We start from the raw sequence: 26,966 nt of genomic DNA on the forward strand, positions 1-26,966 counted from the left end.
CGCCCGCGCCGACGCGAACCGACGACGGCAGCCCCCTCGCCCCCCGGCGGACCTTCGCCCCCTCCCAGCACTTCCCGAACCAGCACTCCCAGAAGTGGCGTGACATGTCCAACGAAGACAAGCTCCTCACCCGCCTGAAGTGGATGACCGCCGAGCTGCGCCAGTCCCGGCGTCGGATCGGCGAACTCGAGTCCCAGGCGCACGAGCCGATCGCCATCGTCGGGATGAGCTGCCGGCTGCCCGGCGGGGTGCGGTCGCCCGAGGAGCTGTGGGACCTGGTGCTGGACGGGCGGGACGCGATCAGCGCGTTCCCGCAGGACCGGGGCTGGGACCTGGACCGGCTGGCCGGGCGCGGCCCCGACCGCAGTGGTGCCAGCGACGCCCTGCACGGCGGGTTCCTGGACGACGCGGGGGAGTTCGACGCGGACTTCTTCGGGATCTCGCCGCGCGAGGCGGTGGCGATGGACCCGCAGCAGCGGCTGCTGCTGGAAGCGTCGTGGGAGGCGTTCGAGCGCGCCGGGATCGACCCCGCCACCATGCGGGGCCGACAGGCCGGCGTCTTCGTCGGGGCCTCTCCGGCCGGGTACGGCGCGGTGGTCCGCGCCGGCGAGGACGGCGGCGACGGGTACGCGCTCACCGGCGACGCGGGCGGCATGGTCTCCGGCCGCATCGCCTACACCCTGGGCCTGGAGGGCCCGGCGGTGACCGTGGACACCGCCTGCTCCTCCTCCTCGGTGGCCCTGCACCTCGCCGTCCAGGCCCTGCGCGCCGGCGAGTGCGGCCTCGCGCTGGCCGGCGGTGTGGCGGTGCTGGCGACCCCGGACGCGTTCGTGGAGTTCAGCCGGCAGCGCGGACTGGCGCCCGACGGCCGCTGCAAGCCGTTCGCCGCCGCCGCCGACGGCACGGGGTGGGGCGAGGGCGTCGGCATGCTGCTGGTCGAGCGGCTGTCCGACGCGCAGCGGCTCGGTCACCCGGTGCTGGCGGTGGTCCGTGGCAGCGCCGTCAACCAGGACGGCGCGTCGAACGGCCTGACGGCCCCGAACGGCCCCTCGCAGCAGCGGGTCATCCGGCAGGCACTGGACAACGCCCGGCTGTCCGCCGCCCAGATCGACACCGTGGAGTCCCACGGCACCGGCACCCGGCTCGGCGACCCCATCGAGGCGCAGGCCCTGCTGGCCACCTACGGCCGCAGCCGCACCGGCGACCGGCCGCTGTGGCTCGGGGGCCTGAAGTCCAACATCGGCCACACCCAGGCCGCCTCGGGCGTGGCGGGGATCATCAAGACGGTCATGGCCATGCGGCACGGAAAGCTGCCCGGGCTGCTGCACCTGGACGCGCCGTCCCCGCACGTCGACTGGTCGGCGGGCGCGGTCTCCCCGCTGTCGGAGACCATCGACTGGCCGGACACCGGCCAGCCGCGCCGGGCCGCGGTGTCGTCGTTCGGAGTGAGCGGCACGAACGCCCACATCGTGCTGGAACAGGCACCGAGCGAGCCCGTCGAAGGATCGGCGGCGGGAACCGAGGGGGGCGCGACGCGTGCCCCCGGCGCTCTGCCCTGGCTGCTGTCGGCGGCCTCGCAGGACGCGCTGCCCGCGCAGGCGGCCCGCCTCGCGGACGCCCTGGCGGGATCGGCCCTCGGCGCGGTCGCCGACGCCGACATCGCCCTCTCGCTGGCCGTCGGCCGGGCCGGGCTGCCCGTCCGGGCCGCCGTCGTCGGCCCCGACCGGGCGGCCCTGCTGTCCGGGCTGCGGGCCGTCGCCGCCGGCACGGCCGCGGCCGGCACACTCACCGGCACGGTCTCCGACGGCGCCACCGCGTTCGCCTTCCCCGGCCAGGGCAGCCAACGCGCGGGCTCCGGGCGGGAGTTGTACGAGGCGTTCCCCGCATTCGCGCAGGCACTCGACGAGGTGTGCGCCGGATTCGACGGACTCCTGGACCGACCCCTGCGCGACGTCGCCTTCGACAGCGACGGGCCGGTCGACCGTACGGAGTTCACCCAACCGGTGCTGTTCGCGATCGAGGTGGCGCTGTTCCGGCTCCTGGAGTCGTGGGGGATCGCCCCGGACTTCGTCGCCGGGCACTCCATCGGCGAGATCGCGGCGGCGTACGTGGCCGGCGTGTGGTCGCTTGCGGACGCCTGCACGCTGGTGGCGGCGCGGGGCAGGCTGATGGGCCAACTGCCCCCGGGTGGAGCGATGCTGGCGGTCGAGGCATCCGAGGCGGACGTACGGCACGCACTACGCGGCCGGGAGTCCGTGGACATCGCGGCGGTCAACGGCCCCACGGCGGTGGTGGTTTCGGGCGAGGCGACGGTGGTGGCCGAGCTGGCCGACGGCTGGCGCGAACAGGGCCTCCGTGTCAAGCAACTGACGGTCAGTCATGCCTTCCACTCCCCGCTCATGGACCCGATGCTCGCCGAGTTCCGGCGGGTCGCCGAGGGCCTGACGTACGACGTCCCGCGCATCCCCCTCGTGTCCGGCCTCACCGGCGAACCGGTCCTGGAGGAGGTGCGTCTCCCGGAGTACTGGGTGCGGCATGTCCGCGACGCGGTCCGGTTCGGCGACAGCGTCCGTACGCTGCACGGACGCGGCGCGCGGACGTTCGTGGAGGTCGGCCCGGGTGCCGTCCTGTCCGCGCTGGTCCGCGACGGCGTACCGCAGGCGGACGCGCCGGTCACCGCCGTACCGCTGCTGCACGTGGGCACCACCGCCCACGCCACCCCTCGCACTGAGACGCACAGCCTGACCGTGGCACTGGCCGCCCTGCACGTGCGGGGCACCGGCATCGACTGGACGGCCGTCCTCGACGGCACCGGTGCCCGCCGCACCGACCTGCCGACGTACGCCTTCCAGCACCACCGCTACTGGGCCGCACCGGCCGCCACCGCACTCCCGGGCGCGGCCGAACCGGCCGCCGACGCCGAGCTGTGGACCGCAGTGGAGCAGCACGACCACGCGGCCGTGGCCCGCGCCCTGCGCCTGGAACCCGACGCCGACACGGTGCACGACCTGCTGCCGGTGCTCGCGGACTACCGCAGCCGCAGCCAGGACCGGACGGCGGTCAGCGGCTGGCACTACCGGATCGGCTGGACCCCGCTGCGGCCCGGCCCGGCAGCCGCCGCCGACAGCCGCCGCTGGCTGCTGGTGGTGCCACGCGAGCACGCCACCGCAGGCCACCACCCGCTCACGGACGCCGTCACCCGCGCCCTGACCGCACACGGCCACACCTACGCGACGGTGGAAGCCGACGCCCTGACGGACACCGGCCCCGCTGCCCTGTCCGACCGGCTGCGCGCCGCCGTCGCGACCAGCGCCTCCAACAGTGCCTCTGGCAGCGCCTTCGACGGTGTGCTGTCGCTGCTCGGCCCGCTGTTCACACACCCCGAGCACCCTGAGCACCCCGAGCACGCCGAACCGCACCTGCCGTCCGGTGCCCTGGCCGTCACCGCGCTTCTGGTACGAGCCCTCGGCGAGGCCGACATCACCGCACCGCTGTGGTGCGCCACCCAGGGGGCCGTCAGCACCGGCCGTGCCGACCGGCTCACCGGCCCCGGCCAGGCCCTGCTGTGGGGCTTCGGCCAGGCTGTGGCGCTGGAGCACCCGGACCGCTGGGGCGGTCTGGTCGACCTGCCACCGGACGTCGACGAGCGGGCCGCCGCCCGGCTGTGCGAGGCGCTGAATGCCTCTGAGCGAACCGGAGTTGAGCAGGCCGGGGCCGAGGATCAGCTCGCCGTCCGCGCTACGGGTGTCTTCGCCCGCCGTCTCGAACCCGCCCCCGCCCCCACGGACGAAGGCACCGCCACTGACGGCACCGTCGGTTGGCAGCCGCGCGGCACCGTACTGATCACCGGCGGAACCGGCGGCATCGGCGCGCACACCGCACGCTGGGCAGCCGGGGCCGGTGCCGATCACCTGGTCCTGGTCAGCAGGCGCGGCCCCGAGGCCCCGGGTGCCGAGCAACTGAGCGCGGAACTGACCGAACTGGGCGCGCGTGTCACCCTCGCCGCCTGCGACGTCGCCGACCGGCAGCAGCTCGCGGCCCTGCTGGACGGCCTCGCCGCCGACGGCGACCCCGTCACCGCCGTCGTCCACGCGGCCGGGCAGCCGCAGTACCGCCCGCTGGCCGAGACCAGCGGGCACGACCTGGCCGACATCACCGCCGCCAAGACCTTGGGCGCAGCCCACCTCCACGAACTGACGCAGCATCAACACCTCGACGCCTTCGTGCTGTTCTCGTCTGTCGCCGGTGTCTGGGGCAGCGCGAACCAGACCGGCTACGCGGCGGCCAACGCCTACCTCGACGCCCTCGCCGAACACCGCGCAGGCCAGGGACTACCCGCGACCGCTGTCGCCTGGGGCCCCTGGGCGGGCGACGGCATGGCGGCCGGCCAGGAAGCCGAGCACCATCTGCGCCGACGCGGCCTCAACCCGATGGCCCCGCACCGCGCACTGCTGGCACTCCAGCACGCGACGGGCCCGTGCGCGGTCGTCGCAGACATGGACTGGCAGCGCTTCGCCCCCGGCTACGCATTCGCCCGCCCGCGCCCGCTGATCACGACGATCCCAGCCGCCGCAGCGGCTCTCACCCCGGCAGCCACAGTCACCACTACAGCTACAGCTACAGCTACAGCTACAGCTACAGCTACCGCCACCGGTAGCGCCCCCTGGCCCGCCGTGCTCGACCGGACGCCGGCCACCGACCGCGCCACCGCACTGCTGGACCTGCTGCGCGCCGAGATCGCGGCCCTGCTCGGCCACGCCTCACCGACCGCCGTCGAGCCGAAGCGCGCCTTCAAGGACCTCGGCTTCGACTCGCTCACCGCCGTCGAACTGCGCGACCGCCTCACCGCCAGGACGGGCCTCGCCGCCCTGCCGGCCACCCTCGTCTTCGACCACCCCACGGCGCACGCCCTGAGCGGCCACCTGCTCGCCCTGCTGCTGCCCCACGGCGACGTCGATGCCGCAGGAAGTGAACAGCCGCAGGACGCAACCGACTTGGCGGACGGCGAACCGATCGCGATCGTCGGCATGGCCTGCCGTTATCCGGGTGGTGTGGGTTCGCCGGAGGAGCTGTGGGAGTTGGTGGCGGGCGGCCGGGACGCGGTCGGGCCGTTCCCCGACGACCGTGGCTGGGACCTCGCCGAGCTGTACGACCCCGACCCCGACCGGATCGGCACCAGCTACGCCCGCGAAGGCGGCTTCCTCGACGCGGTGGCCGACTTCGACGCCGCCTTCTTCGGCATCTCGCCACGAGAAGCCCTCGCGATGGACCCGCAGCAACGGCTCCTCCTGGAGACCGCCTGGGAGACCTTCGAACGCGCGGGCATCGCCCCCGACGCCCTGCACGGCTCCCGCACCGGCGTGTTCGTCGGCACCAACAGCCTTGACTACACAGCCCTCTTGCGCGACTCGGGCACCCCGACCGAGGGACACCTGATCACCGGCAACGCCGCGAGCGTGGTCTCGGGCCGGCTGGCGTACACCTTCGGCCTCGAAGGCCCGGCGCTGACGGTCGACACGGCATGCTCGTCGTCGCTGGTGGCCCTCCACCTTGCGGTGCAGGCACTGCGCCGAGGGGAATGCACACTCGCCCTCGCGGGAGGCGTGGCCGTGATGGCCACCCCGGGCTCGTTCGTCGAGTTCTCGCGTCAGCGGGGTCTTGCGGTGGACGGCCGCTGCAAGGCGTTCGCGGCGGCGGCGGATGGTACGTCGTGGGGTGAGGGCGTCGGGCTGCTGCTGGTGGAGCGGTTGTCCGACGCGGAGCGGCTGGGCCATCAAGTGCTGGCGGTGGTGCGTGGTTCGGCGGTTAACCAGGACGGTGCGTCCAATGGCCTGACGGCCCCGAACGGTCCGTCCCAACAGCGGGTCATCCGGCAGGCGTTGGCGGATGCGGGGCTGACGGCGTCCGAGGTCGATGTGGTGGAGGCGCACGGTACGGGTACGGCGTTGGGTGACCCGATCGAGGCGCAGGCGCTGCTGGCGACGTACGGCCAGGACCGTGAGGCCGATCGGCCGGTGCTGTTGGGTTCGGTGAAGTCGAACATCGGTCATACGCAGGCGGCTTCGGGTGTCGCGGGTGTGATGAAGATGGTGTTGGCGTTGGGTCGTGGTGTGGTGCCGGGGACGTTGCATGTGGATGCGCCGACGCCGCATGTGGACTGGTCGTCGGGTGCGGTGGAGTTGGTGACGCAGAACGTTGCGTGGCCGGAGGCGTCCGGTGGGCCGCGTCGGGCGGCGGTGTCGTCGTTCGGCATGAGTGGCACCAACGCGCACGTGATCATCGAACAGGCCCCCGCGACCGACATCGCCGAAAGCGCAGACCCCGCAGACCGCCCGCTGACATGGCTCCTGTCCGGCCGGACCGAAGCCGGGCTGCACGCCCAAGCGGCACGACTGGCCGAGTTCGTCGACGACCGGGGTGACGCCCTGGCCGCCGCCGACATCGCACTGTCCCTCGCGACGAGCAGGTCCGTCCTGACCCACCGCGCCGCCATCACCGCCGAAACGCGCACCGGCCTGCTGGAGGGCCTCACCGCCCTCGCGTCCGGCGACCACGCGCACCCGGCCGTTGCGCATGGCACGGCTCGGGAGAACGCGCCGACGGCCTTCCTGTTCTCGGGGCAGGGCAGCCAACGGGTGGGTGCGGGGCGTGAGTTGTACGCCGCCGCCTATCCGGTGTTCGCGGATGCGCTTGACGAGGTGTGCGCCCGTTTCGACGGGCTGCTGGACCGCCCGCTGCGCGATGTCCTCTTCGAGGACGCGGCGGGGTTGATCGACCGTACCGAGTTCACCCAGCCCGCGTTGTTCGCGGTCGAGGTGGCGCTGTTCCGGCTGCTGGAGTCGTGGGGCGTGACGCCCGACTTCGTCGCCGGTCACTCGATCGGTGAGATCGCCGCCGCGTACGTGGCGGGTGTCTGGTCCCTGGACGACGCGTGCACGCTGGTCGCGGCACGCGGCCGGTTGATGGGCGAGCTGCCGTCAGGCGGAGCCATGCTCGCGGTGGAGGCGTCCGAGGCGGACGTACTGCCGGAGCTGGACGAGCGCGTTGCGATCGCGGCGGTCAACGGTCCGACGTCGGTCGTGGTGTCCGGAGATGCGGAAGCCGTAGGCGAGTTGAAGTCACGCTGGCGTGAACAGGGCCTACGGGTCAAGCAACTGACGGTCAGTCATGCCTTCCACTCGCCGCTGATGGCTCCGATGCTGGCGGAGTTCCGGCGCGTGGTCGAGGGGTTGTCGTACGAGACTCCGCGCATCCCGGTCGTCTCGAACCTGACCGGTGAGATGGCCACCGCCGACGAGCTGTGCTCACCGGAGTACTGGGTCCGGCACGTCCGCGAAGCCGTCCGTTTCGCCGACGGGATCGCGACGCTGCACGGTCAGGGCGGCGTCCGTACCTTCATCGAGGTCGGGCCGGACTCCGTACTCGCCGCCATGACCCAGAACGCCCTGGCGGCCGACGAGCAAGGCGAGGTCACCGCCTGCCTGCCCGTTCTGCGGCGGGACCGTACCGAGGTCGGGACGCTGACCGGCGCGCTCGCCGCATGGCAGGTGCGGGGCGGCGGCGTGGACTGGGCGGCGTACTACGCCGGATCGGGTGCCCGGCGGATCGAACTGCCCACGTACGCGTTCCAGGGACAGGCGTTCTGGCCCCGGCCCGGTGTCGGCGCGGTCGGCGACGCCGCCGCGTACGGGATCGGTGCCGCCCGGCACCCGCTCGTCGGCGGCCGGGTGCTGGTGGCCGACCAGGGGACGGTGCTGCTGACGGGGGCGCTGTCGCTGCGTACCCACCCGTGGCTCGCCGACCACCAGGTGATGGGCTCGGTGCTGCTGCCGGGCACCGCGTTCGTGGAACTCGCGCTGCGCGCCGGGGACGAGACGGCCTGCGACCGGGTCGAGGAGCTGACCCTGTCCGACCCGCTGGTCATCCCGGACACCGGCACGGTGCAGGTTCAGGTGCGGGTGGACGCGGCCGACGTGCACGGTCGCCGTGCGGTGAGCGTCTACTCGCGCGCCGGTGACACTCTCGCCGCAGCCGATGACGACGAGCCCTGGACCCGCCATGCCTTCGGCACACTGGGCCACAGCGAGACGGCGGCCGGGACCGACAACGCCGACCTGTCAGATCTATCAGACCTGTCCGTCTGGCCTCCCGTCGGTGCGCAGCCCGTCCCCGCGTCTGCCGAGGAGCTGTACGCCGGACTGGCGCGGGCGGGTTACGCGTACGGGCCGGTGTTCCGTGGCCTGACAGCCGCCTGGCGGCGGGGCGACGAGGTCTACGTCGAGGTGGCGCTCCCGGAGCAGGCGGACGGCGACGCCGGGGCCTTCGCCCTGCACCCCGCGCTGCTGGACTCAGTACTGCACGCGATCGGCCTGGGCGGGCTGCTGCCCGAGACCGACGACGGGCGCGGACGGGTGCCCTTCGCCTGGTCGGGCGTCTCGGTGCAGGCGACCGGTGCGACGACGCTGCGCGCACGGCTGCGCGCGGTCGGCACCGACGCGGTGGACGTGATGCTGGCCGACGCGGACGGCCAACTGGTCGCCCACGTCGAGTCGTTGGCGCTGCGCGAGATCTCCGGAGTGCCCGCCCGGCGCAGCGAGCCGCTGTACCGCGTGGACTGGGTCGCGTCCCCCGCCGGGCGGACTGCGGCCGGCGACAGCGCGGAGCTTGTCGTACTCGGCGCGGACCCGCTGGACTGCGCCGGTGCGCTGCCGCTGCTCCGCCGGGCCACGGATGTCGCGTCCCTGAACTTCGACGACGACCTGCCTGGCGTTGCGTTTGCGGTACTGACCTGGGCCGACGGCCCTGTCGACGGCGCACTGGACGTCGTACGCGAGTGGCTGGCCGATGAGCGGCTGGCGGATGCCCGGCTGGTGGTGGTGACGCGGGGCGCGGTCGCGGTGGGTGTGGTGGACGCGGTGCGCGATCCCGACAGCGCGGGCGCGGGCGTCTGGGGCCTGCTGCGTTCGGCGCAGACCGAGAACCCCGGCCGGTTCGTGCTGGCGGACGTCGACGGTACGGCGGAGTCCTGGGCCGCGTTGGCCGGGGCGCTGGCCTGGTCGCTGGGCGCAGGGGAGGAGCAAATCGCCCTGCGTGTGGGCGCGTTGTGGTCGCCCCGGCTGGTGCGGGTCGGTGCCGCAGACGCGCTCACGGCTCCCGAATCCGGTGCGTGGCGGCTGGAGAGCGCCGATCGCGGCGCGCTGGAGGCACTGGAACTGGTGGCCTGCCCCGAGGCCGAGACGGCGCGGTTGGGCGAGAGCCAGGTGCGCGTCGCGGTCCGGGCGGCGGGAGTGAATTTCCGCGACGTGCTGAGTGCCCTGGGCATGTACCCGGGGCCCGCGAGTCCGCTGGGCATCGAGGCAGCCGGTGTGGTGCTGGAGACCGGTCCGAAGACGACCGGCCTCGCGGTGGGGGACCGGGTGTTCGGTCTGGTGCCGGGTGGGTTCGGGTCGATGACGGTGACGGACGGGCGGTTGTTGGCGCGGGTGCCGGACGGTTGGTCGTTCGCCGAGGCGGCGTCGGTGCCGGTGGTGTTTCTGACGGCTTGGTATGCGTGGCGTGATCTGGCTGAAGTGCGGGCTGGGGAGCGGGTGTTGGTGCATGCCGGTGCCGGTGGCGTGGGGATGGCGGCGATTCAGCTTGCGCAGCATTTGGGTGCCGAGGTGTTCGCGACGGCGAGTCCGGGCAAGTGGGATGTGCTGCGCGGTCTCGGCTTGGACGACGATCACATCGCGTCCTCCCGGGACACCGGTTTCGCGGAGAAGTTCAGTGGCATCGACGTCGTACTGAACGCCCTCGCGGGTGAGTTCGTCGATGCCTCGTTGTCGGTGCTGGCCGAGGGTGGCCGGTTCCTTGAGATGGGCAAGACCGATGTCCGTGACGCGGCCGAACTGGCCGTTTCCTACCAGGCGTTCGACCTGTTCGAGGCAGGTCCGGACCGGATCGCGGAGTTGCTGGCCGAGCTGCTGGAGCTGTTCGGCACGGGCGCGGTGGAACTGCTTCCGGTGCGGGCGTGGGATGTGCGGCAGGCCCGTGACGCGTTCCGTTTCGTGAGCCAGGCCAAGCATGTCGGCAAGGTGGTCCTGACCGTCCCGGCACCCCTGGACCCGGACCGTACGGTCCTGGTGACCGGCGGCACGGGCGGTCTGGGCGCACACGTGGCTCGGCACCTGGTAACCGAACACGGTGCCCGGGACCTGCTGTTGGTCTCCCGTCGCGGTTCGGACGCCCCTGGCGCAGAGGAGTTGCGCGCCGAGCTGACCGAACTGGGCGCCGCTGTACGGATCGTGGCCTGCGACGTCGCCGACCGGGACGCCGTAGCGGCTGTGCTCGCGTCGGAGCGCCTGACGGCGGTCATCCACACCGCCGGTGTCCTCGACGACGGTCTCGTCACCGCGCTCACCCCCGACCGTATGACGACCGTCTGGGGCCCGAAGGCCGACGCGGCCCGGCACCTCCACGAACTCACCGTCGGCCAAGACCTCGCCGCCTTCGTCCTGTTCTCCTCCCTCTCGGGTGTGCTGGGCTCGGCAGGCCAGAGCAACTACGCGGCTGCCAATGCCTACTTGGACGCGCTGGCGACGCACCGCCGTGCCAGCGGTCTGCCCGCGACCTCCCTCGCCTGGGGGCCGTGGTCGCAGGAAGGCGGTATGACCGGCGCCCTGGACGAAGCCGACGTTCAGCGTATGGCCCGAGCGGGTATGGCGCCCCTCACGGCGGAACAGGGTCTGGCCTTGCTGGACCGGGCATGGGCCGGTGCGGACGCGGTCGTGGTGCCCGTACGACTGGAGCCGGCGCGGCTGCGCGGGAACGTGTTGCCGGAGACCGTGCCGCCGCTCCTGCGGGCGCTGGTCGCGGTGCCGCCGGCCCGGCGTAACGTCGCTCAGGAGCGGGCCCGTCAGGGCGCGGACTCCTCACTGGTCGACCGTCTGCGTGCCGTCGACCCGGCCGAACGTAAGGCGCTGCTCAGTGAATTGACGTTGAGTCATGTCGTCGCGGTGCTCGGTCACTCGAGCCCGGGAGCCGTCGATCCGCACCAGGCGTTCAAGGACCTGGGCTTCGACTCGTTGACGGCGGTCGAACTGCGTAACCGCCTGAACGCGGCGACCGGACTGCGGCTGCCCGCCACGCTGATCTTCGACCACCCCACCCCGGCCGCACTCGCCGGTCACCTGCGCCTGTCGCTGCTGGGCGAGGAACAGGACTCCGCCCGGTCCGCCGCATCCGCCGCATCCGTCCGAACGGCCCTCCGCACGGCCGTCGGCGCCGACGACGATCCGGTGGTCATCGTCGGCATGGCCTGCCGTTACCCGGGAGGCGCGGACTCACCGGACGCTCTGTGGGACCTCGTCGCGCACGGCACCGACGCCGTCTCCGAGATGCCCGCCAACCGGGACTGGGACCTGGCGAACCTCTTCGACCCCGACCCCGACCACCCCGGCACCAGCTACACGCGCGCGGGCGGGTTCCTGCACGACGCCGACCGCTTCGATCCGCGCTTCTTCGGGATCTCGCCGCGTGAGGCGCTGGCAATGGACCCGCAGCAGCGGCTGCTGCTTGAGACCTCCTGGGAGACCTTCGAACACGCCGGCATCGATCCGCAGTCGGCGCGCGGCTCCCGTACCGGCGTGTTCGTCGGCGCGGCCTTCCAGGGGTACGGTCCGCCGCCCGGGGAAGCGCCCGACGAGGTCGAGGCGCATCTGCTGACGGGTAACGCGGGCAGCGTCGTCTCCGGTCGGCTCGCCTACACCTTCGGCCTGGAGGGCCCGGCGGTCACGGTCGACACCGCCTGCTCGTCGTCCCTGGTGGCACTGCATCTGGCAGGCCAGGCGCTGCGGTCCGGCGAGTGCGACATGGCGCTGGTCGGCGGTGCGGCGATCATGTCGTCGCCCAACATGTTCGTCCAGTTCAGCCGCCAGCGGGGCCTGGCCGCCGACGGCCGCTGCAAGTCGTTCGCGGACGCGGCCGACGGCACCGGCTGGGCGGAGGGCGTCGGCATGCTCCTCGTGGAGCGGTTGTCCGACGCGCAGCGGCTGGGGCATCCCGTGCTGGCGGTGGTGCGTGGTTCGGCGGTCAACCAGGACGGCGCGTCCAACGGCCTGACCGCGCCGAACGGCCCCTCGCAGCAGCGCGTCATCCGCGATGCCCTCTCCGCCGCCGGGCTCGCACCGGCCGACATCGACGCCGTCGAGGCCCACGGCACCGGTACCCGGCTCGGCGACCCCATCGAGGCGCAGGCCCTGCTGGCCACCTACGGCCACGACCGCGCCGAGGACCGGCCGCTGTGGCTGGGGTCCATCAAGTCCAACATCGGCCACGCGCAGGCGGCGGCGGGCGTCGGCGGCGTGATCAAGATGGTCATGGCCCTGCGCGCCGCCGAACTTCCGCGCACCCTGCACGTCGACCGGCCCACCGGCCAGGTCGACTGGACGGCCGGCGCGGTACGGCTGCTGACCGAGCCCGTCGCCTGGCGGCGAGGCGGGCGACCGCGCCGCGCGGGCGTGTCGTCGTTCGGCATCAGCGGCACGAACGCGCACGTCATCATCGAGGAGCCGGCGCAGTCAGCGCCCGAGCCGGTCACCTCCGACGCCGGTCCGGCCGCCGCGCCGACCGGCTGCGTACCGCTGCTGCTGTCCGCGCGGGACGCCTCCGCGCTGACCGGTCAGGCCGACCGGCTCGGCGCTCACCTGCGCCGCCACCCCGACGCCCGCCCGCACGACATCGCACTCTCCCTGGCCACCGGCCGTTCGGTCTGGGACCGGCGCGCCGTCGTCCTCGGCACCGACCACGCCCAACTCGCCGCTGGACTGGTTACTTTGGCGAAGGGCCACACGTCGGCCACTGTCGTCACGGGCCAGCCCGTGACAGGTTCGCTGGCCTTCCTGTTCTCGGGGCAGGGGAGCCAACGGGTGGGTGCGGGGCAGGAGTTGTACGCCGCTTATCCCGTGTTCGCGAATGCGCTGGACGAGGTGTGCGCCCGGTTCGAGGGCCTGGGTGAAGTGTTGTTCGAGGGTGAGGGGTTGATCGACCGTACGGAGTTCACCCAGCCCGCGTTGTTCGCCGTCGAGGTGGCGTTGTTCCGGCTGTTGGAGTCGTGGGGCGTCACGCCCGACTTCGTCGCCGGTCACTCGATCGGTGAGATCGCTGCCGCGTACGTGGCGGGGGTGTGGTCCCTGGAGGACGCTTGCACGCTGGTGGCGGCGCGCGGCCGGTTGATGGGCGCTCTGCCCGAGGGCGGGGCCATGCTCGCGGTGGAGGCGTCCGAGGCGGACGTACTGCCGGAGCTGGACGAGCGCGTTGCGATCGCGGCGGTGAACGGTCCGACGTCGGTCGTGGTCTCCGGTGATGCAGTAGCCGTCGCCGAGTTGGAGGCGCGCTGGCGTGAACAGGGACTGCGCGTCAAGCAGTTGACGGTCAGCCACGCGTTCCACTCCCCACTGATGGATCCGATGCTGGCCGAGTTCCGGTCGGTGGCCGAGGGGTTGACGTACGAGACTCCGCGCATCCCGGTCGTCTCGAACCTGACCGGTGAGATCGCCACGGCCGACGAACTCTGCTCGCCCGAGTACTGGGTCCGGCACGTCCGTGAGGCGGTCCGTTTCGCGGACGGGATCGCGACGCTGCACGGTCAGGGCGGGGTCCGTACCTTCGTCGAGCTCGGCCCCGACGGCGTACTCGCCGCCATGGCCCAGCAGGCGCTGACCGAGGACGCCGAGGGCACTGTCTGCCTCGCCGTGCTGCGTCGGGGGCGGCCTGAACAGTCGTCGTTGGTGGCGGCGTTGGCCGGGGCGTGGGTGCGTGGTGCGGTCCGGCCCGACTGGGGCCGGTACTTCGCGGGCAGCGGTGCGCGCCGGGTCGAGTTGCCGACGTATGCCTTCCAGCGGGAGCGGTACTGGCTGTCGGCCAGGCCGCGACAGAACGCGCCGGTAGCGGTCTCCACGGCGGACTGGCGGTACCGGGTGGAGTGGCGTCCGATGCCGGGCCTGATGTCCGGTGCTGCGGTGAACGGCCGCTGGCTGGTGGTTGGTTGGCAGGACATGGCGGAAGACGCCGACGCCGGGCTGTGCGGCCCGCTCGGTGCCGTCCTGCGGGAGGCCGGCGCGGAGGTGGAGACGCTGCTGCTGGCCGATGCCGACGGCCGTGCGGAGCTGGCCGCTCGTCTCGCGGACCGCGCCGATGTGACGGGCGTACTGGTGGTGCCGACGGGGGCCCCGGGCCGGGCCGAGACCGTCGCCGCCGAGCGCACCCTGACGATCCTCCAGGCGATCGCGGACGCCGGTGTCGGTGGCGATGCCGGTGGTGGCGTCTGGTGTGTCACCCGTGGCGGGGTGTCGGTGGGGGGCTCCGATGGCGGGGTCGTTCTTCCGGAGCTGGCCGCCGTGTGGGGTCTCGGCCGGGTAGCCGGACTCGAACTCCCTGGTCTCTGGGGCGGGTTGATCGATCTACCGGAGGCGTTCGACGCGCGGGTCGCGGAGCGGTTGCTCGGCGTGCTGGGGCAGAGGGGTGAGGACTCCGAGGGCGTTGAGGACCAGGTGGCCGTACGGCCGTCCGGCGTGTTCGTACGGCGGCTCGCGCCCGCGCCCGACCGTGCCCGGAGCGAGGAGTGGTCGCCGTCCGGGACGGTGCTGGTGACCGGTGGCCTGGGTGGGCTGGGTGTACGGGTCGCCCGGTGGGCGGTGGAGCGCGGTGCCGAACGTGTCGTGCTGCTCAGCCGCCAGGGACTCGACGCCCCCGGAGCCGCCGAGGTGCTGGCCGAGCTCGGCTCGGCGGGGGCGCAGGTCTGCGTCGAGGCATGTGACGTCACCGACCGCGACGCACTCGACCGGGTGATCGACTCACTCTCCGACGACATCCCGCTCACGGCCGTGGTGCACGCGGCGGGTGTGGACGACGCGGGCACGCTGCTGGAGACGTCGGCCGAGAGCCTGGCCGATGTGATGCGCGCCAAGGTGGTGGGTGCGGCGAACCTCGATGTGGTGCTGGGCGAACGGGAGTTGGACGCGTTCGTCGTGTTCTCGTCCATCTCGGGTGTGTGGGGCAGTGCGGCGCAGGCGGGGTATTCGGCCGCGAACGCCTATCTCGATGGTTTGGTGCAGGCGCGGCGGGCACGCGGTCTCGCGGGCTGCGCGGTGGCCTGGGGTCCTTGGGCGGGCTCCGGTATGGCGGCGCGTGGTTCCGCCGGGCGGGAACTGGCGCGGCGCGGGCTGCGGTCGATGGAGCCTGGCGCTGCGCTGGGTGTCCTGGCGGGCGTGCTCGCGGGCGGCGAGGCGTGTGTGGTGGTGGCGGACGTGGAGTGGGAGCGGTTCGCCCCGGCGTTCACCTCCGTGCGTCACACGGCGTTCTTCGACGAGATCCCGGCTGCTCGCCAGGCCCTCGACGGTACGGCGTCGTCCGGCGACGGCACTGCCGGTGCGCCGCAACTCGTCGTACGGCTCGCCGGGTTGTCCGCCGACGAGCGGTCGGCGCTGCTGCTGGACACGGTGTGCGCGGAGGCGGCAGGCGTCCTCGGCTACGGTTCGGGCGCGGAGGTGGAGACCGACCGGGCGTTTCGGGAGCTGGGCTTCGATTCGCTGATGGCGGTCGAGTTGCGCAACCGGCTCGGGTCGGTGACCGGGCTGCGGCTGCCGAGCGGCCTGGTGTTCGACTATCCGACGCCGACGCTGCTGGCGGGCTGGCTGCGGGAGCTGCTGGCGGGCGAGGAGTCGTCGGCGCGGGTTGCCACGGGGCTGATCGCGCCGCTGACCGGCCTGTCGGTGGGCGAGCCGGTGCGCGAGCTGATGGACGAGCCGGTGGTGATCGTGGGCATGGGCTGCCGGTTCCCGGGTGGGGTGGGGTCACCGGAGGAGCTGTGGGCGCTGTTGGCGGACGGCGTGGACGCGGTCGACGGGTTCCCCGGTGACCGTGGCTGGGACCTGGACGCGCTGTACGACCCGGATCCCGAGCACCAGGGCACGTCGTACGTACGGGTCGGCGGCTTCCTTGCGGGGGCCGACCGGTTCGACGCGGGGCTGTTCGGGATCTCGCCCCGAGAGGCGTTGGCCATGGATCCGCAGCAGCGGTTGCTGCTGGAGACCGTGTGGGAGACCTTCGAAGGGGCCGGCGTCGCGCCGGACGCCGTACGCGGCACCCGCACCGGCGTCTTCGTCGGCACCAACGGCCAGGACTACGCGGCCCTCCTCTCCCACGCGCAGGACGACCTCGGCGGCCACCTCGGCACCGGCAACGCGGCGAGCGTGGTGTCGGGACGGTTGGCGTACGCGTTCGGGTTGGAAGGCCCGGCGGTGACCGTCGACACGGCGTGCTCGTCGTCACTGGTGGCACTGCACCTGGCGGTGCAGGCACTGCGGTCGGGCGAGTGCACGATGGCGCTGGCCGGCGGAGTGACGGTGATGTCGACTCCGGCCACGTTCGTGGAGTTCTCGCGCCAGCGCGGTCTGGCGGCGGACGGCCGCTGCAAGGCGTTCGCGGCGGGTGCGGACGGCACTGGCTGGGGCGAGGGCGTCGGCATGCTGCTCGTGGAGAAGCTGTCCGACGCCGTGCGCAACGGTCACGAGGTGCTGGCGGTGGTGCGGGGCTCCGCCGTCAACCAGGACGGCGCGTCCAACGGCCTGACCGCCCCCAACGGGCCGTCCCAACAGCGCGTCATACGGCAGGCCTTGGCCAGTGCCAGGCTCGCCCCCGCCGACGTGGACGCGGTGGAGGCGCACGGCACGGGAACCGCCCTGGGCGACCCCATCGAGGCCGGCGCGCTGCTCGCCACGTACGGGCAGGGCCGGGAGGCCGAACAGCCGCTGCTGCTCGCCTCGGTGAAGTCCAACATCGGGCACACCCAGGCCGCCGCCGGTGTCGCGGGCGTGATCAAGATGGTGCTCGCGATGCGGCACGGTGTCCTGCCCCAGACGCTCCATGTCGATGAGCCGTCGCCCAGCGTGGACTGGTCCTCGGGCGCTGTGGAGTTGCTGACGGAGCAGGTCGCCTGGCCGGAGACCGGACGTCCGCGCCGGGCCGCCGTCTCGGCCTTCGGCATCAGCGGCACCAACGCACACACCATCCTCGAAGCGCCCCCCATGCCCCCGGCGGAGCCCGCGCATGATGCGCCGGTCGAGGGGTCGGACGACAACGTGGTCGACTGTCCGATCGCCTGGCCGCTGTCCGCGCACAGCCCGGCCGCACTCGCCGCGCAGGCAGGCCGACTGGCGGAGGATCTCGCCGCAAGGCCGGCGATACCCCCGGTCGAGGTCGCTCACGCCCTGACCACCACCCGAGCCACGCTGAACCACCGAGCCGTGGTGCTCGGCACCACCCCGGACGAACTCCGCACCGCACTCACACAGTTGGCCAACGCGGCCGACACCCTCCCGACGACACCGGCCATCGTGACCGGCAGCGTGAGCAGGGGCCGTACGGCTTTCCTGTTCTCGGGACAGGGGAGCCAACGGGTGGGTGCGGGGCGGGAGTTGTACGCCGCTTATCCCGTGTTTGCGGATGCGCTGGACGAGGTGTGCGCCCGGTTCGAAGGCCTGCGAGAGGTGTTGTTCGAGGGCGGGGAGCTGATCGACCGGACGGAATTCACTCAGCCTGCGTTGTTCGCGGTCGAGGTGGCGTTGTTCCGGCTGCTGGAGTCGTGGGGTGTGACGCCCGACTTCGTGGCCGGGCACTCCATCGGTGAGATCGCCGCCGCGTACGTGGCGGGGGTGTGGTCCCTGGAGGACGCCTGCACGCTGGTCGCTGCGCGTGGTCGGCTGATGGGCGCGCTGCCTGAGGGCGGCGCGATGCTGGCCGTCGAAGCGTCCGAGGCGGACGTACTGGCTGACCTGGACGAGCGGGTTGCCGTCGCGGCGGTGAACGGTCCGACGTCGGTCGTGGTGTCCGGTGATGCGGAAGCAGTCGCGGAGTTGGAGTCGCGTTGGCGTGAACAAGGCCTGCGCGTCAAGCAGTTGACGGTCAGTCATGCCTTCCACTCGCCGCTGATGGATCCGATGCTCGCGGAGTTCCGGCGCGTGGCCGAGAGCCTGGCGTACGAGACTCCGCGTATCCCGCTCGTGTCGAACCTGACCGGCGAGATGGCCAAGCCGGAGGAGCTGTGCTCGCCCGAGTACTGGGTCCGGCATGTCCGTGAGGCGGTCCGGTTCGCCGACGGCGTTCGCACTCTGGACGCTCAAGGCGTGCGGAATTTCGTCGAGTTGGGTCCCGACGGTGTCCTGACCGCCATGGCGCAGGGCGTGCTGGGTGCCGAGGCGTCGCCGTCCTCCGCCGAGATGGTCGCGGTGCTGCGCCGGGGACGCCCCGAACCGGAGTCGTTGCTGCATGCCGCCGCCCGACTCCACGTGCGGGGCGTACGGGTGGACTGGTCTGCGGTGTTCCCCGACTCCGTCGGGCGGGGTCGTCCCGTCCGGCTGCCGACGTACGCCTTCCAGAGTGAGCGCTACTGGCCGCGCCACGTCACCGGGCGGGGCAGTGCCGACGCCGCCGGGCTCGGTCTGCGCGTGGCGGATCATCCGCTGCTGGGCGCCGTGATGCACCGCGCCGACGGTGAAGGCGCGGTGCTCACCGGTGCGTTGTCGCTGCGCCGCCACCCGTGGCTGGCCGATCACCGGGTGCTGGACACCGTCGTCGTCCCCGGTACCGCGCTGCTGGAGCTCGCCGTCGCGGCGGGCGACCAGTTCGGCTGCGACCTGGTCGAGGAGCTGACGCTCAGCTCCCCGCTGACCCTGCCCGAGCGCGGCGAGGTCGATGTCCAACTCACCGTCGGACAGGCCGACGACAGCGGGCGACGGGAGATCGCCCTGTACTCGCGCCCCAGCGGCGACGCGCAGGACAACGGCTGGGCCAAGCACGGCGACGGCGTGCTCGCCGCCGGGGCCGGTGCCCCTGTCGACCATGGCTTGACGGTCTGGCCGCCCGCCGGCGCCGAACCGGTCGCTCTCGACGGCCTCTACGACGCCCTTGCCGCGATGGGGCTGCGCTACGGCGCCGCCTTCCGGGGGCTGACGGCGGCGTGGACACAGGGCGACGAGGTGTTCGTCGAGGTCACCCTTCCGGACGAGGCCGCAGACCGTAAGGGCTTCGGCGTCCACCCGGCACTGCTGGACGCCGCACTGCACGGCGTGGGCCTGGGCGGACTCCTGCCCGCGACCGACAGCGGCCGTGGCCGCCTGCCGTTCGCCTGGTCGGACGTCGCGGTACTCGCCACCGAGGCGTCCGTACTGCGGGTACGCCTCGCCGCCCGCGACGGGCAGGACGCGGTGTCGCTGCTCGCGGTCGACCAGACGGGAACCCCGGTGGTCACGGTCAGGTCGCTGGCTCTGCGCGAGGTGTCCGCCGAGCCCCTGGGCCACCGGACCCCGCTCTACCGGCTGGACTGGGTTGCCGAGCCCGCCGACCAGGCCGTTGACCAAGCCGTAGACCGGGCCCTCGACTGGGCCGTCATCGGTGATGATCTCGACGCCGCCGAGGCGCTGGCCGGCGTCCGGTGCGCGCTCCTCGCCGAGGCGCCCGACGGCGACAGCGCCGTGCTGCTGCCGTGCGCCGGGCCGGGCGCGGTCGGCAGGGCGCTGGACGCGGTTCAGGAGTGGCTGGCGGAGGAGCGGTTCGCCGACCGGCGGCTGCTCATCGTGACCCGGGGCGCGATCGACGGCGACGACGCCGACGCGGCCGCGGTGTGGGGCCTGGTCCGGTCGGCGCAGGCGGAGAACCCGGGCCGGTTCGTGCTGGCGGACGTCGACGGTACGGCGGAGTCCTGGGCCGCGCTGGCCGAGGCGCTCGATGACCGCCCGGAGGAACAAGTCGCCCTGCGCCAGGGCACGGTGAGTGTCGCGAGGCTGGTGCGGCCTGGGGCTGACGAGGTCCTGGCGGTGCCGTCGGGTGTGGGGGCGTGGCGGTTGGACAGTGTGGTGCGGGGGTCGTTGGACGCGCTGGAGTTGGTTCCGTTCGAGGAGGCCACGGCCCCGTTGGGAGTGGGTGAGGTGCGGGTCGCGGTGCGCGCCGCCGGTGTGAACTTCCGTGATGTGTTGAACGCGTTGGGGATGTATCCCGGTGCGGTGCCGCTGGGTATCGAGGCGTCGGGCGTGGTGCTGGAGACCGGGTCAGGGGCCGGGGCCGGTGGTCTGGCCGTGGGTGATCGGGTGTTCGGGCTGGTGCCGGGTGCGTTCGGTCCCCTGGTGGTGACGGACGAGCGGCTGCTCGGACGCGTGCCGGACGGTTGGTCGTTCGCCGAGGCGGCATCGGTGCCGATCGTCTTCCTTACGGCGTGGTACGCGTGGCGGGATCTGGCGCAAGTGCAGCCTGGCGAACGGGTGTTGGTGCATGCCGGTGCCGGTGGCGTCGGCATGGCGGCGATTCAGCTCGCTCAGCATCTGGGTGCTGAGGTGTTCGCGACGGCGAGTCCGGGCAAGTGGGATGTTCTTCGTTCGCTCGGTCTGGACGACGATCACATCGCGTCCTCCCGCGACACGGCCTTCGCGGAGAAGTTCAGCGGCATTGATGTGGTGCTGAACGCTCTCGCGGGTGAGTTCGTGGATGCTTCGCTGTCGGTGCTGGCCGAGGGCGGTCGGTTCCTGGAGATGGGCAAGACTGACGTCCGTGACGCGGCCGAACTGGCCGTCAGTTACCAGGCGTTCGACCTCTTCGACGCGGGTCCGGACCGAATCGCGGTGCTGCTGGCTGAGCTGTTGGAGCTGTTCGGTTCCGGGGTGCTGGAGCTTTTGCCGGTGCGGGCATGGGACGTACGGCAAGCGCCTGATGCCTTCCGTTTCATCAGCCAGGCCAAGCATGTCGGCAAGGTGGTCCTGACCGTCCCGGCGGCGCTGGACCCGGATCGTACGGTCCTGGTGACCGGCGGCACGGGTGGTCTGGGCGCACACATGGCCCGGCACTTGGTGGCCGAACACGGCGCTCGCAACCTGCTGTTGGTCTCCCGGCGAGGCCTGGAGGCCCCCGGCGCGGAAGAGTTGCGTACTGAACTGACCGAACTGGGCGCTGCCGTACGGATCGTGGCCTGCGATGTTGCTGACCGTGACGCCGTGACGGACCTGCTTGCGTCGGAACGCCTGACGGCCGTAGTCCACACCGCTGGTGTCCTCGACGACGGTCTCGTCACCGCGCTCACCCCCGACCGTCTGGCGACCGTCTGGGGGCCGAAGGCGGAAGCGGCGCGTCACCTCCACGAACTCACCGCCGACCACGACCTAGCCGCATTCGTCCTGTTCTCCTCCGCCTCGGCGACGTTCGGTGGTGCGGGTCAGGGCAACTACGCAGCCGCCAATGCCTACTTGGACGCGCTGGCCGCGTACCGTCGCGCCGCCGGTCTGCCCGCGACCTCTGTGGCCTGGGGACCCTGGTCGCAGGCGGCGGGTATGACCGCCGCGCTGGACGCGACGGATGTGCAGCGCATGGCGGAAGGCGGTGTGCTGACTCTGGAGCCCGTCGACGGAATGGCGCTGTTCGACGCCGCGTGGACCGGTGCAGAGGTGAGGCCCGTCGCGGTCAGGCTGGATCTCGACGTACTGCGCCGGAGTCCCGTCGTGTCGCCGCTGCTCAGCGGCCTGGTGCGGCGGAGTGCCGGGCAGCGTCGGGCCCTGGCCCGTAACGCCGTCGTGGCCGCCCCGGGTGGGCTGGCCGAGCGGTTGGCCGGGCTGCGTGGGCGCGAGCGCGAACAGTCGCTGTTCGATCTGGTGCGCGGCCAGGTGGCGGCGGTGCTGGGGCACCGGGCCCCGGAGGCCATCGACGTCGAGCACCCGTTCAAGGATCTGGGCTTCGACTCGCTGACCTCGGTGGAGCTGCGCAACCGGCTCACCGCCGCGACCGGGCTGAAACTGCCCGCGACGCTGGTCTTCGATCACCCGAGCGTCCGCGCGCTGGCCGTTTTCCTGGACGCCGAACTTCCCGGCGCAGAACTCGCCCGTGCCGTCGCGCCGCAGGTCGCTGCTGCTGCCTCTGCCGCCGCGTCCGACGATCCGATCGCCATCATCGGCATGGCCTGCCGCTTCCCCGGTGGGGTCCGCTCGCCGGAGGACCTGTGGCGGCTGGTGGACGACGGGGCCGACGCGGTCGGCGGCTTCCCCGCCGACCGGGGCTGGGATCTGGCCGCCCTCTACGACCCGGAGCTGGCGCAGGCCGGTACCTCCTACGCCGACCAGGGCGGCTTCCTCTACGACGCCGCCGCGTTCGACCCGGTGTTCTTCGGTATCTCGCCGCGTGAGGCGCTGGCGATGGACCCGCAGCAGCGGCTGCTGCTGGAGACCGCGTGGGAGACGTTCGAGCGCGCCGGAATCGATCCGCGCACGGTGCGCGGCAGTCAGGCCGGTGTGTTCGTCGGTGCCGCGCCCTCCGGGTACGGCAGCGGGCAGGCCGTCCTGAGCGGTGGCGGCCAGGGCGGTGGCCTCCCGGGCGATGCCGCCGCGCTCGAGGGTGTGGAGGGGCATCTGCTGACCGGCAACACCGGCAGTGTCGTGTCCGGCCGGCTCTCGTACACCTTCGGCTTCGAAGGCCCGGCGGTGACCGTGGACACCGCCTGTTCGTCCTCGCTGGTGGCTCTGCACCTGGCCTGCCAGTCGCTGCGACAGGGCGAGAGCACGATGGCGCTGGTCGGCGGCGCGGCGGTGATGGCCACCCCGGGCATGTTCACCGAGTTCAGCAGGCAGCGCGGCCTCGCCCCCGACGGCCGGTGCAAGTCCTTCTCCGACGCGGCCGACGGCACCGGCTGGGCGGAGGGCGTCGGCATGATCCTCGTAGAGCCGCTGTCTGAAGCCCGCCGCCTGGGCCACGAGGTGCTGGCGGTGGTCCGTGGCTCCGCCGTCAACCAGGACGGCGCGTCCAACGGCCTGACCGCACCGAACGGCCCCGCCCAGCAGCGGGTCATCCGCCAGGCGTTGGCCAACGCCCGCCTGACCCCCGCCGACGTCGACGCCGTCGAGGCGCACGGCACCGGCACCCCGCTGGGCGACCCCATCGAGGCGCAGGCGCTGCTGGCGACGTACGGCCACGACCGCGCCGAGGACCGGCCGCTGTGGCTGGGCTCGCTCAAGTCCAACATCGGGCACGCCCAGGCGGCGGCCGGCATCGGCGGCCTGATGAAGATGGTCATGGCCATGCGGCACGGCGTGCTGCCGCGCACCCTGCACGTCGACCGGCCCTCCGCGCAGGTGGACTGGACGGCCGGCGCGGTCCGGCTGCTTACCGAGGCCCGGCCGTGGGAGTCCGAAGGCCACCCCCGGCGGGCCGGAATCTCGTCGTTCGGGATCAGCGGCACGAACGTCCACACGATCATCGAGGAACCGCAGCAGGCCCCCGAGACTTCTGAAGCTACCGAGGCTCCTGATGCCCATGGGGCTCCCGGGGCCCCCGGGGCTCCCGAGTCGGGCCGAGCGCTGTCGCCCGTCCTGTGGCCGCTGTCGGCCCGGACCGCCGACGCGCTGCGCGCCCGCGCCCGTGAGCTGCACACCCACCTGCTGGCCCGTTCCGACGCCCGCCCCCTCGACGTGGGCCACGCCCTGGCCACGTCCCGTACCGCCTTCGAGTACCGGGCGGTCCTGACCGGCGGCGACCGTGACGAACTGCTGGAGTCGCTGGCCGCGTTGGCCGACGGACGCAGCCTGCCCACGGTCGTTCAGGCACAGGTCGACGCGGGTGCGGGTGCCGTGGCGGTCCTGTTCTCCGGCCAGGGCAGCCAGCGCGTGGGCGCGGGGCAGGAGCTCTACGCCGCCCACCCCGCGTTCGCCAAGGCGCTCGACGAGGTCGCCGCGTGCTTTGACGGGCTGCTGGAGCGCCCGCTGTGCGAGGTGCTGTTCGCCGAACCGGGTTCTCCGGATGCGGAGTTGATCGACCGGACGGACTTCACCCAGCCCGCGCTGTTCGCGATCGAGGTGGCACTGTTCCGCCTGCTCGCGTCCTGGGGCATACGGCCGGACTACCTCGCCGGTCACTCGATCGGCGAGATCGCCGCCGCGTACGTGGCGGGGGTGTGGTCCCTGGAGGACGCGTGCACGCTGGTGGCGGCGCGCGGCCGGCTGATGGCCGCGCTGCCGGCGGGCGGCGCGATGCTGGCCGTCGAGGCGACCGAGGACGAGGTCCGCAAGACGCTGGAGGACCACGGCGGCCGCCTCGACATCGCGGCCGTCAACGGTCCGACCGCCGTCGTGGTCTCCGGTCTCCTGCCCGTGGTGGAGAAGGCGGCGTCGCACTGGCGCGAACAGGGCTGCAAGGTACGACAGTTGACGGTCAGTCATGCCTTCCACTCGGCGCTCATGGACCCCATGCTGGACGAACTACGCGCCGTGGCAGCACGGTTGACCTACGCGGAGCCCCGTATCCCGGTGGTCTCCAACCTCACCGGCGAGTTGGCGACGGCCGAGGAGTTGTGCTCGCCCGAGTACTGGGTACGGCACGCCCGTGAGGCGGTGCGGTTCGCCGACGGTGTGCGGCTGCTGCACGAGCGCGGCGCTCGCACCTTCCTGGAGGTCGGCCCCGATGCCGTACTGACTGCCATGGCCCGTGAGACCCTGCCCGCCCGCAGCGTCTGCCTGCCGGTGCTGCGCCGGGAGCGCGACGAGACGCGCACGTCGGCGCTGGCGCTGGCCGGACTGGCCGCGCAGGGCAGCGGGCCCGACTGGGCCGCTTACTGCGCGGGCACCGGCGGCGACCGCGTCCACCTGCCCACGTACCCCTTCCAGCGCGAGAACTACTGGCTGCGCGGCGCGCCGCCCGCACCGGTCGCGGCGGCAGCCGCCCCCTCCGACACGGACCACCGGTTCTGGGAGGCCGTGGAGCGGCAGGACCTGGGCGCGCTCGGCGCGGCCCTGGACCTCGACGGCTCCCGGCCGCTCAGCGAGGCGCTGCCCGCGCTGTCCTCCTGGCACCGCCGGCAGCGCGAACAGGCCCGGCTGGACCAGTGGCGCTACCGGACGCGCTGGCAACCCGCCCAGTGGACGCCGACCCCGGCCGGCGCCGGCCGCTGGCTGGTCCTCCTCCCGGCAGGCCACACCGACCAGCCCCTGGCCATGGACGTGATCGCCGCGCTCACCGAGCACGGCACGGACGTCGTACGACTGGAGGCAGGTATCGGCATCGGTGCTGGTGCCGATGTTGGCGCCGATGACGGTGCGGCCCTGGCGCGGCGGATCCGTACCGCCGCCGAGGGCACCCCGCTCACCGGGGTGCTCTCGCTGCTCGCCCTCGACCGGCGTCCGCACCCGGAACACCCCGCGCTGACCGCCGGTCTGGCGCTGACCGTGGCCCTGCCGCAGGCGCTCGCCGACGCCGATGTCGCCGCGCCGCTGTGGTGCGTCACCCAGGAGGCCGCCGACCCCGCAACCGGGTCTACGAACCAGGCCACGGGCCAGGCCGCCGCTCCGGATCCGGCGCAGGCTCAACTGGCCGCCCTCTACCGGGTGATCGCGCTGGAGTACGCCGACCGCTGGGGCGGCGCGATCGATCTGCCCGCCGCCCTGGACCGGCGTTCCAAGGCCTTGCTGCACGCGGTGTTGACCGCCACGCCGCAGTCCAGGCCCGCGGGCGAGGACCAGTTGGCCGTACGCGCCGCCGGACTGTTCGTACGCCGCCTGGTCCGCGCCCCGCATCCGGCGACCGCCGACCCGGCAGGACCCGCGACGGCCTGGCGCCCCACCGGCACCGGCACCGCCCTCGTCACCGGCGGTACGGGCGCGCTGGGCGGCCAGGTCGCCCGCTGGCTGGTCGACCGGGGCGTGCGGCATCTGGTGCTGGTCAGCCGCAGCGGCCCGGCCGCGCCCGGTGCCGGGGAACTGGTCGCCGAGCTCACCGCGGCCGGTGCCCGTGCGGAGGCGGTGGCGTGCGACATCGCCGACCGCCCCGCGCTGGCAGCTCTGTTGGCCCGACTCGACGACGCCGGTACTCCGGTCCGTACGGTGGTCCACGCGGCCGGGGTCAGTGCCTCGGCGTCGCTGGCCGACACCAGGCCGGCCGACTTCGCCGAGGTGCTCGCCGCCAAGACCACGGGTGCCGCCCACCTCGACGCGCTGCTGGACGGGCGGGAGTTGGACGCCTTCGTGCTGTTCTCGTCCATCTCCGGTATCTGGGGCGGCGGCGGGCAGTCCGCGTACTCCTGCGCCAACGGCTACCTCGACGCGCTCGCCGCCGCCCGCCGGGCCCGGGGCCTGCGGGCCACCGCCGTGGCCTGGGGCCCCTGGGCGGGCAGCGGCATGGCCGCCGACCAGGAGCGCACGGAACACCTGCGACGGCGCGGGCTCACGGCCATGGACCCCGACGCGGCGCTCGCGGCGCTCGGCCAGGCCCTGGACCGCGACGAGACCAATGTGACCGTCGCCGACGTCAACTGGGCCGCCTTCACACCGCTGTTCACCTCCGCCCGGCCGTCGGCGTTCCTGGACGGGGTACCCGAAGCCGCCGTGGCGGCCCGGCCCGCACCGGCCGCAGCCCCCACGCACATCGGCGGAACCGGCGGAGCCGACGCGCTGCGCGACCGCCTCGCCGCCCTGCCGGCGGCCGAACGCGACGACGCACTGCTGGAGTTGGTGCGCGAACACGCGGCGGCGGCACTCGGCTTCACCTCCGCCAAAACCATCGAACCCGGCCGCTCCTTCAACGCGATGGGCTTCGACTCGCTGACCGCCGTCGACTTCAGGACCCGCCTGGCCACGGCCACCGGCCTCGCCCTCGCCGCCACCGCGGTCTTCGACCACCCCACCCCGACCGCCCTGGTACGCCACCTGGGAGCCGAACTGCTTCCCGACGGCGGGGCCCCGGCCGACGCGCTGTTGGCCGAACTGGACCGGCTGGAAGCCTCGGTGGCGGTCGGCGAGGCCGACAACCTGCTGCGCACCAAGGTGACGGTGCGGCTTCAGAGCCTGCTGGCCAAGTGGACCGGCACCGAGGAGAGCCCCGGGGCGTCGGTGGTCGACACCCTGGAGTCGGCCAGCGACGACGAACTGCTGGACTTCATCAACCGCAACCTCGGCCGCCCCTGACGGGGCGCC

The 26,966-nt window shown here is 73.0% G+C and carries 1 protein-coding gene; it reads left to right on the forward strand.

Going from position 1 to position 26,966, the window contains the following annotated elements; genetic code table 11:
* Positions 1 to 104: 104 nt before the first annotated feature.
* On the forward strand, positions 105 to 26,957 hold the full coding sequence (locus BMZ82_RS42065; RefSeq protein WP_256252142.1) for a type I polyketide synthase: 26,853 nt from the start codon (positions 105 to 107) through the stop codon (positions 26,955 to 26,957).
* The last annotated feature ends 9 nt before the right edge of the window (positions 26,958 to 26,966 follow it).

The sequence above is a fragment of the Streptomyces sp. yr375 genome (genome assembly GCF_900110755.1).
Taxonomy (GTDB): Bacteria; Actinomycetota; Actinomycetes; order Streptomycetales; family Streptomycetaceae; genus Streptomyces.

What these genes read in the sequence shown, in the direction of transcription:
- BMZ82_RS42065 (WP_256252142.1), top strand. Translation starts at nt 105, where the DNA reads ATGTCCAACGAAGACAAGCTCCTCACCCGCCTGAAGTGGATGACCGCC.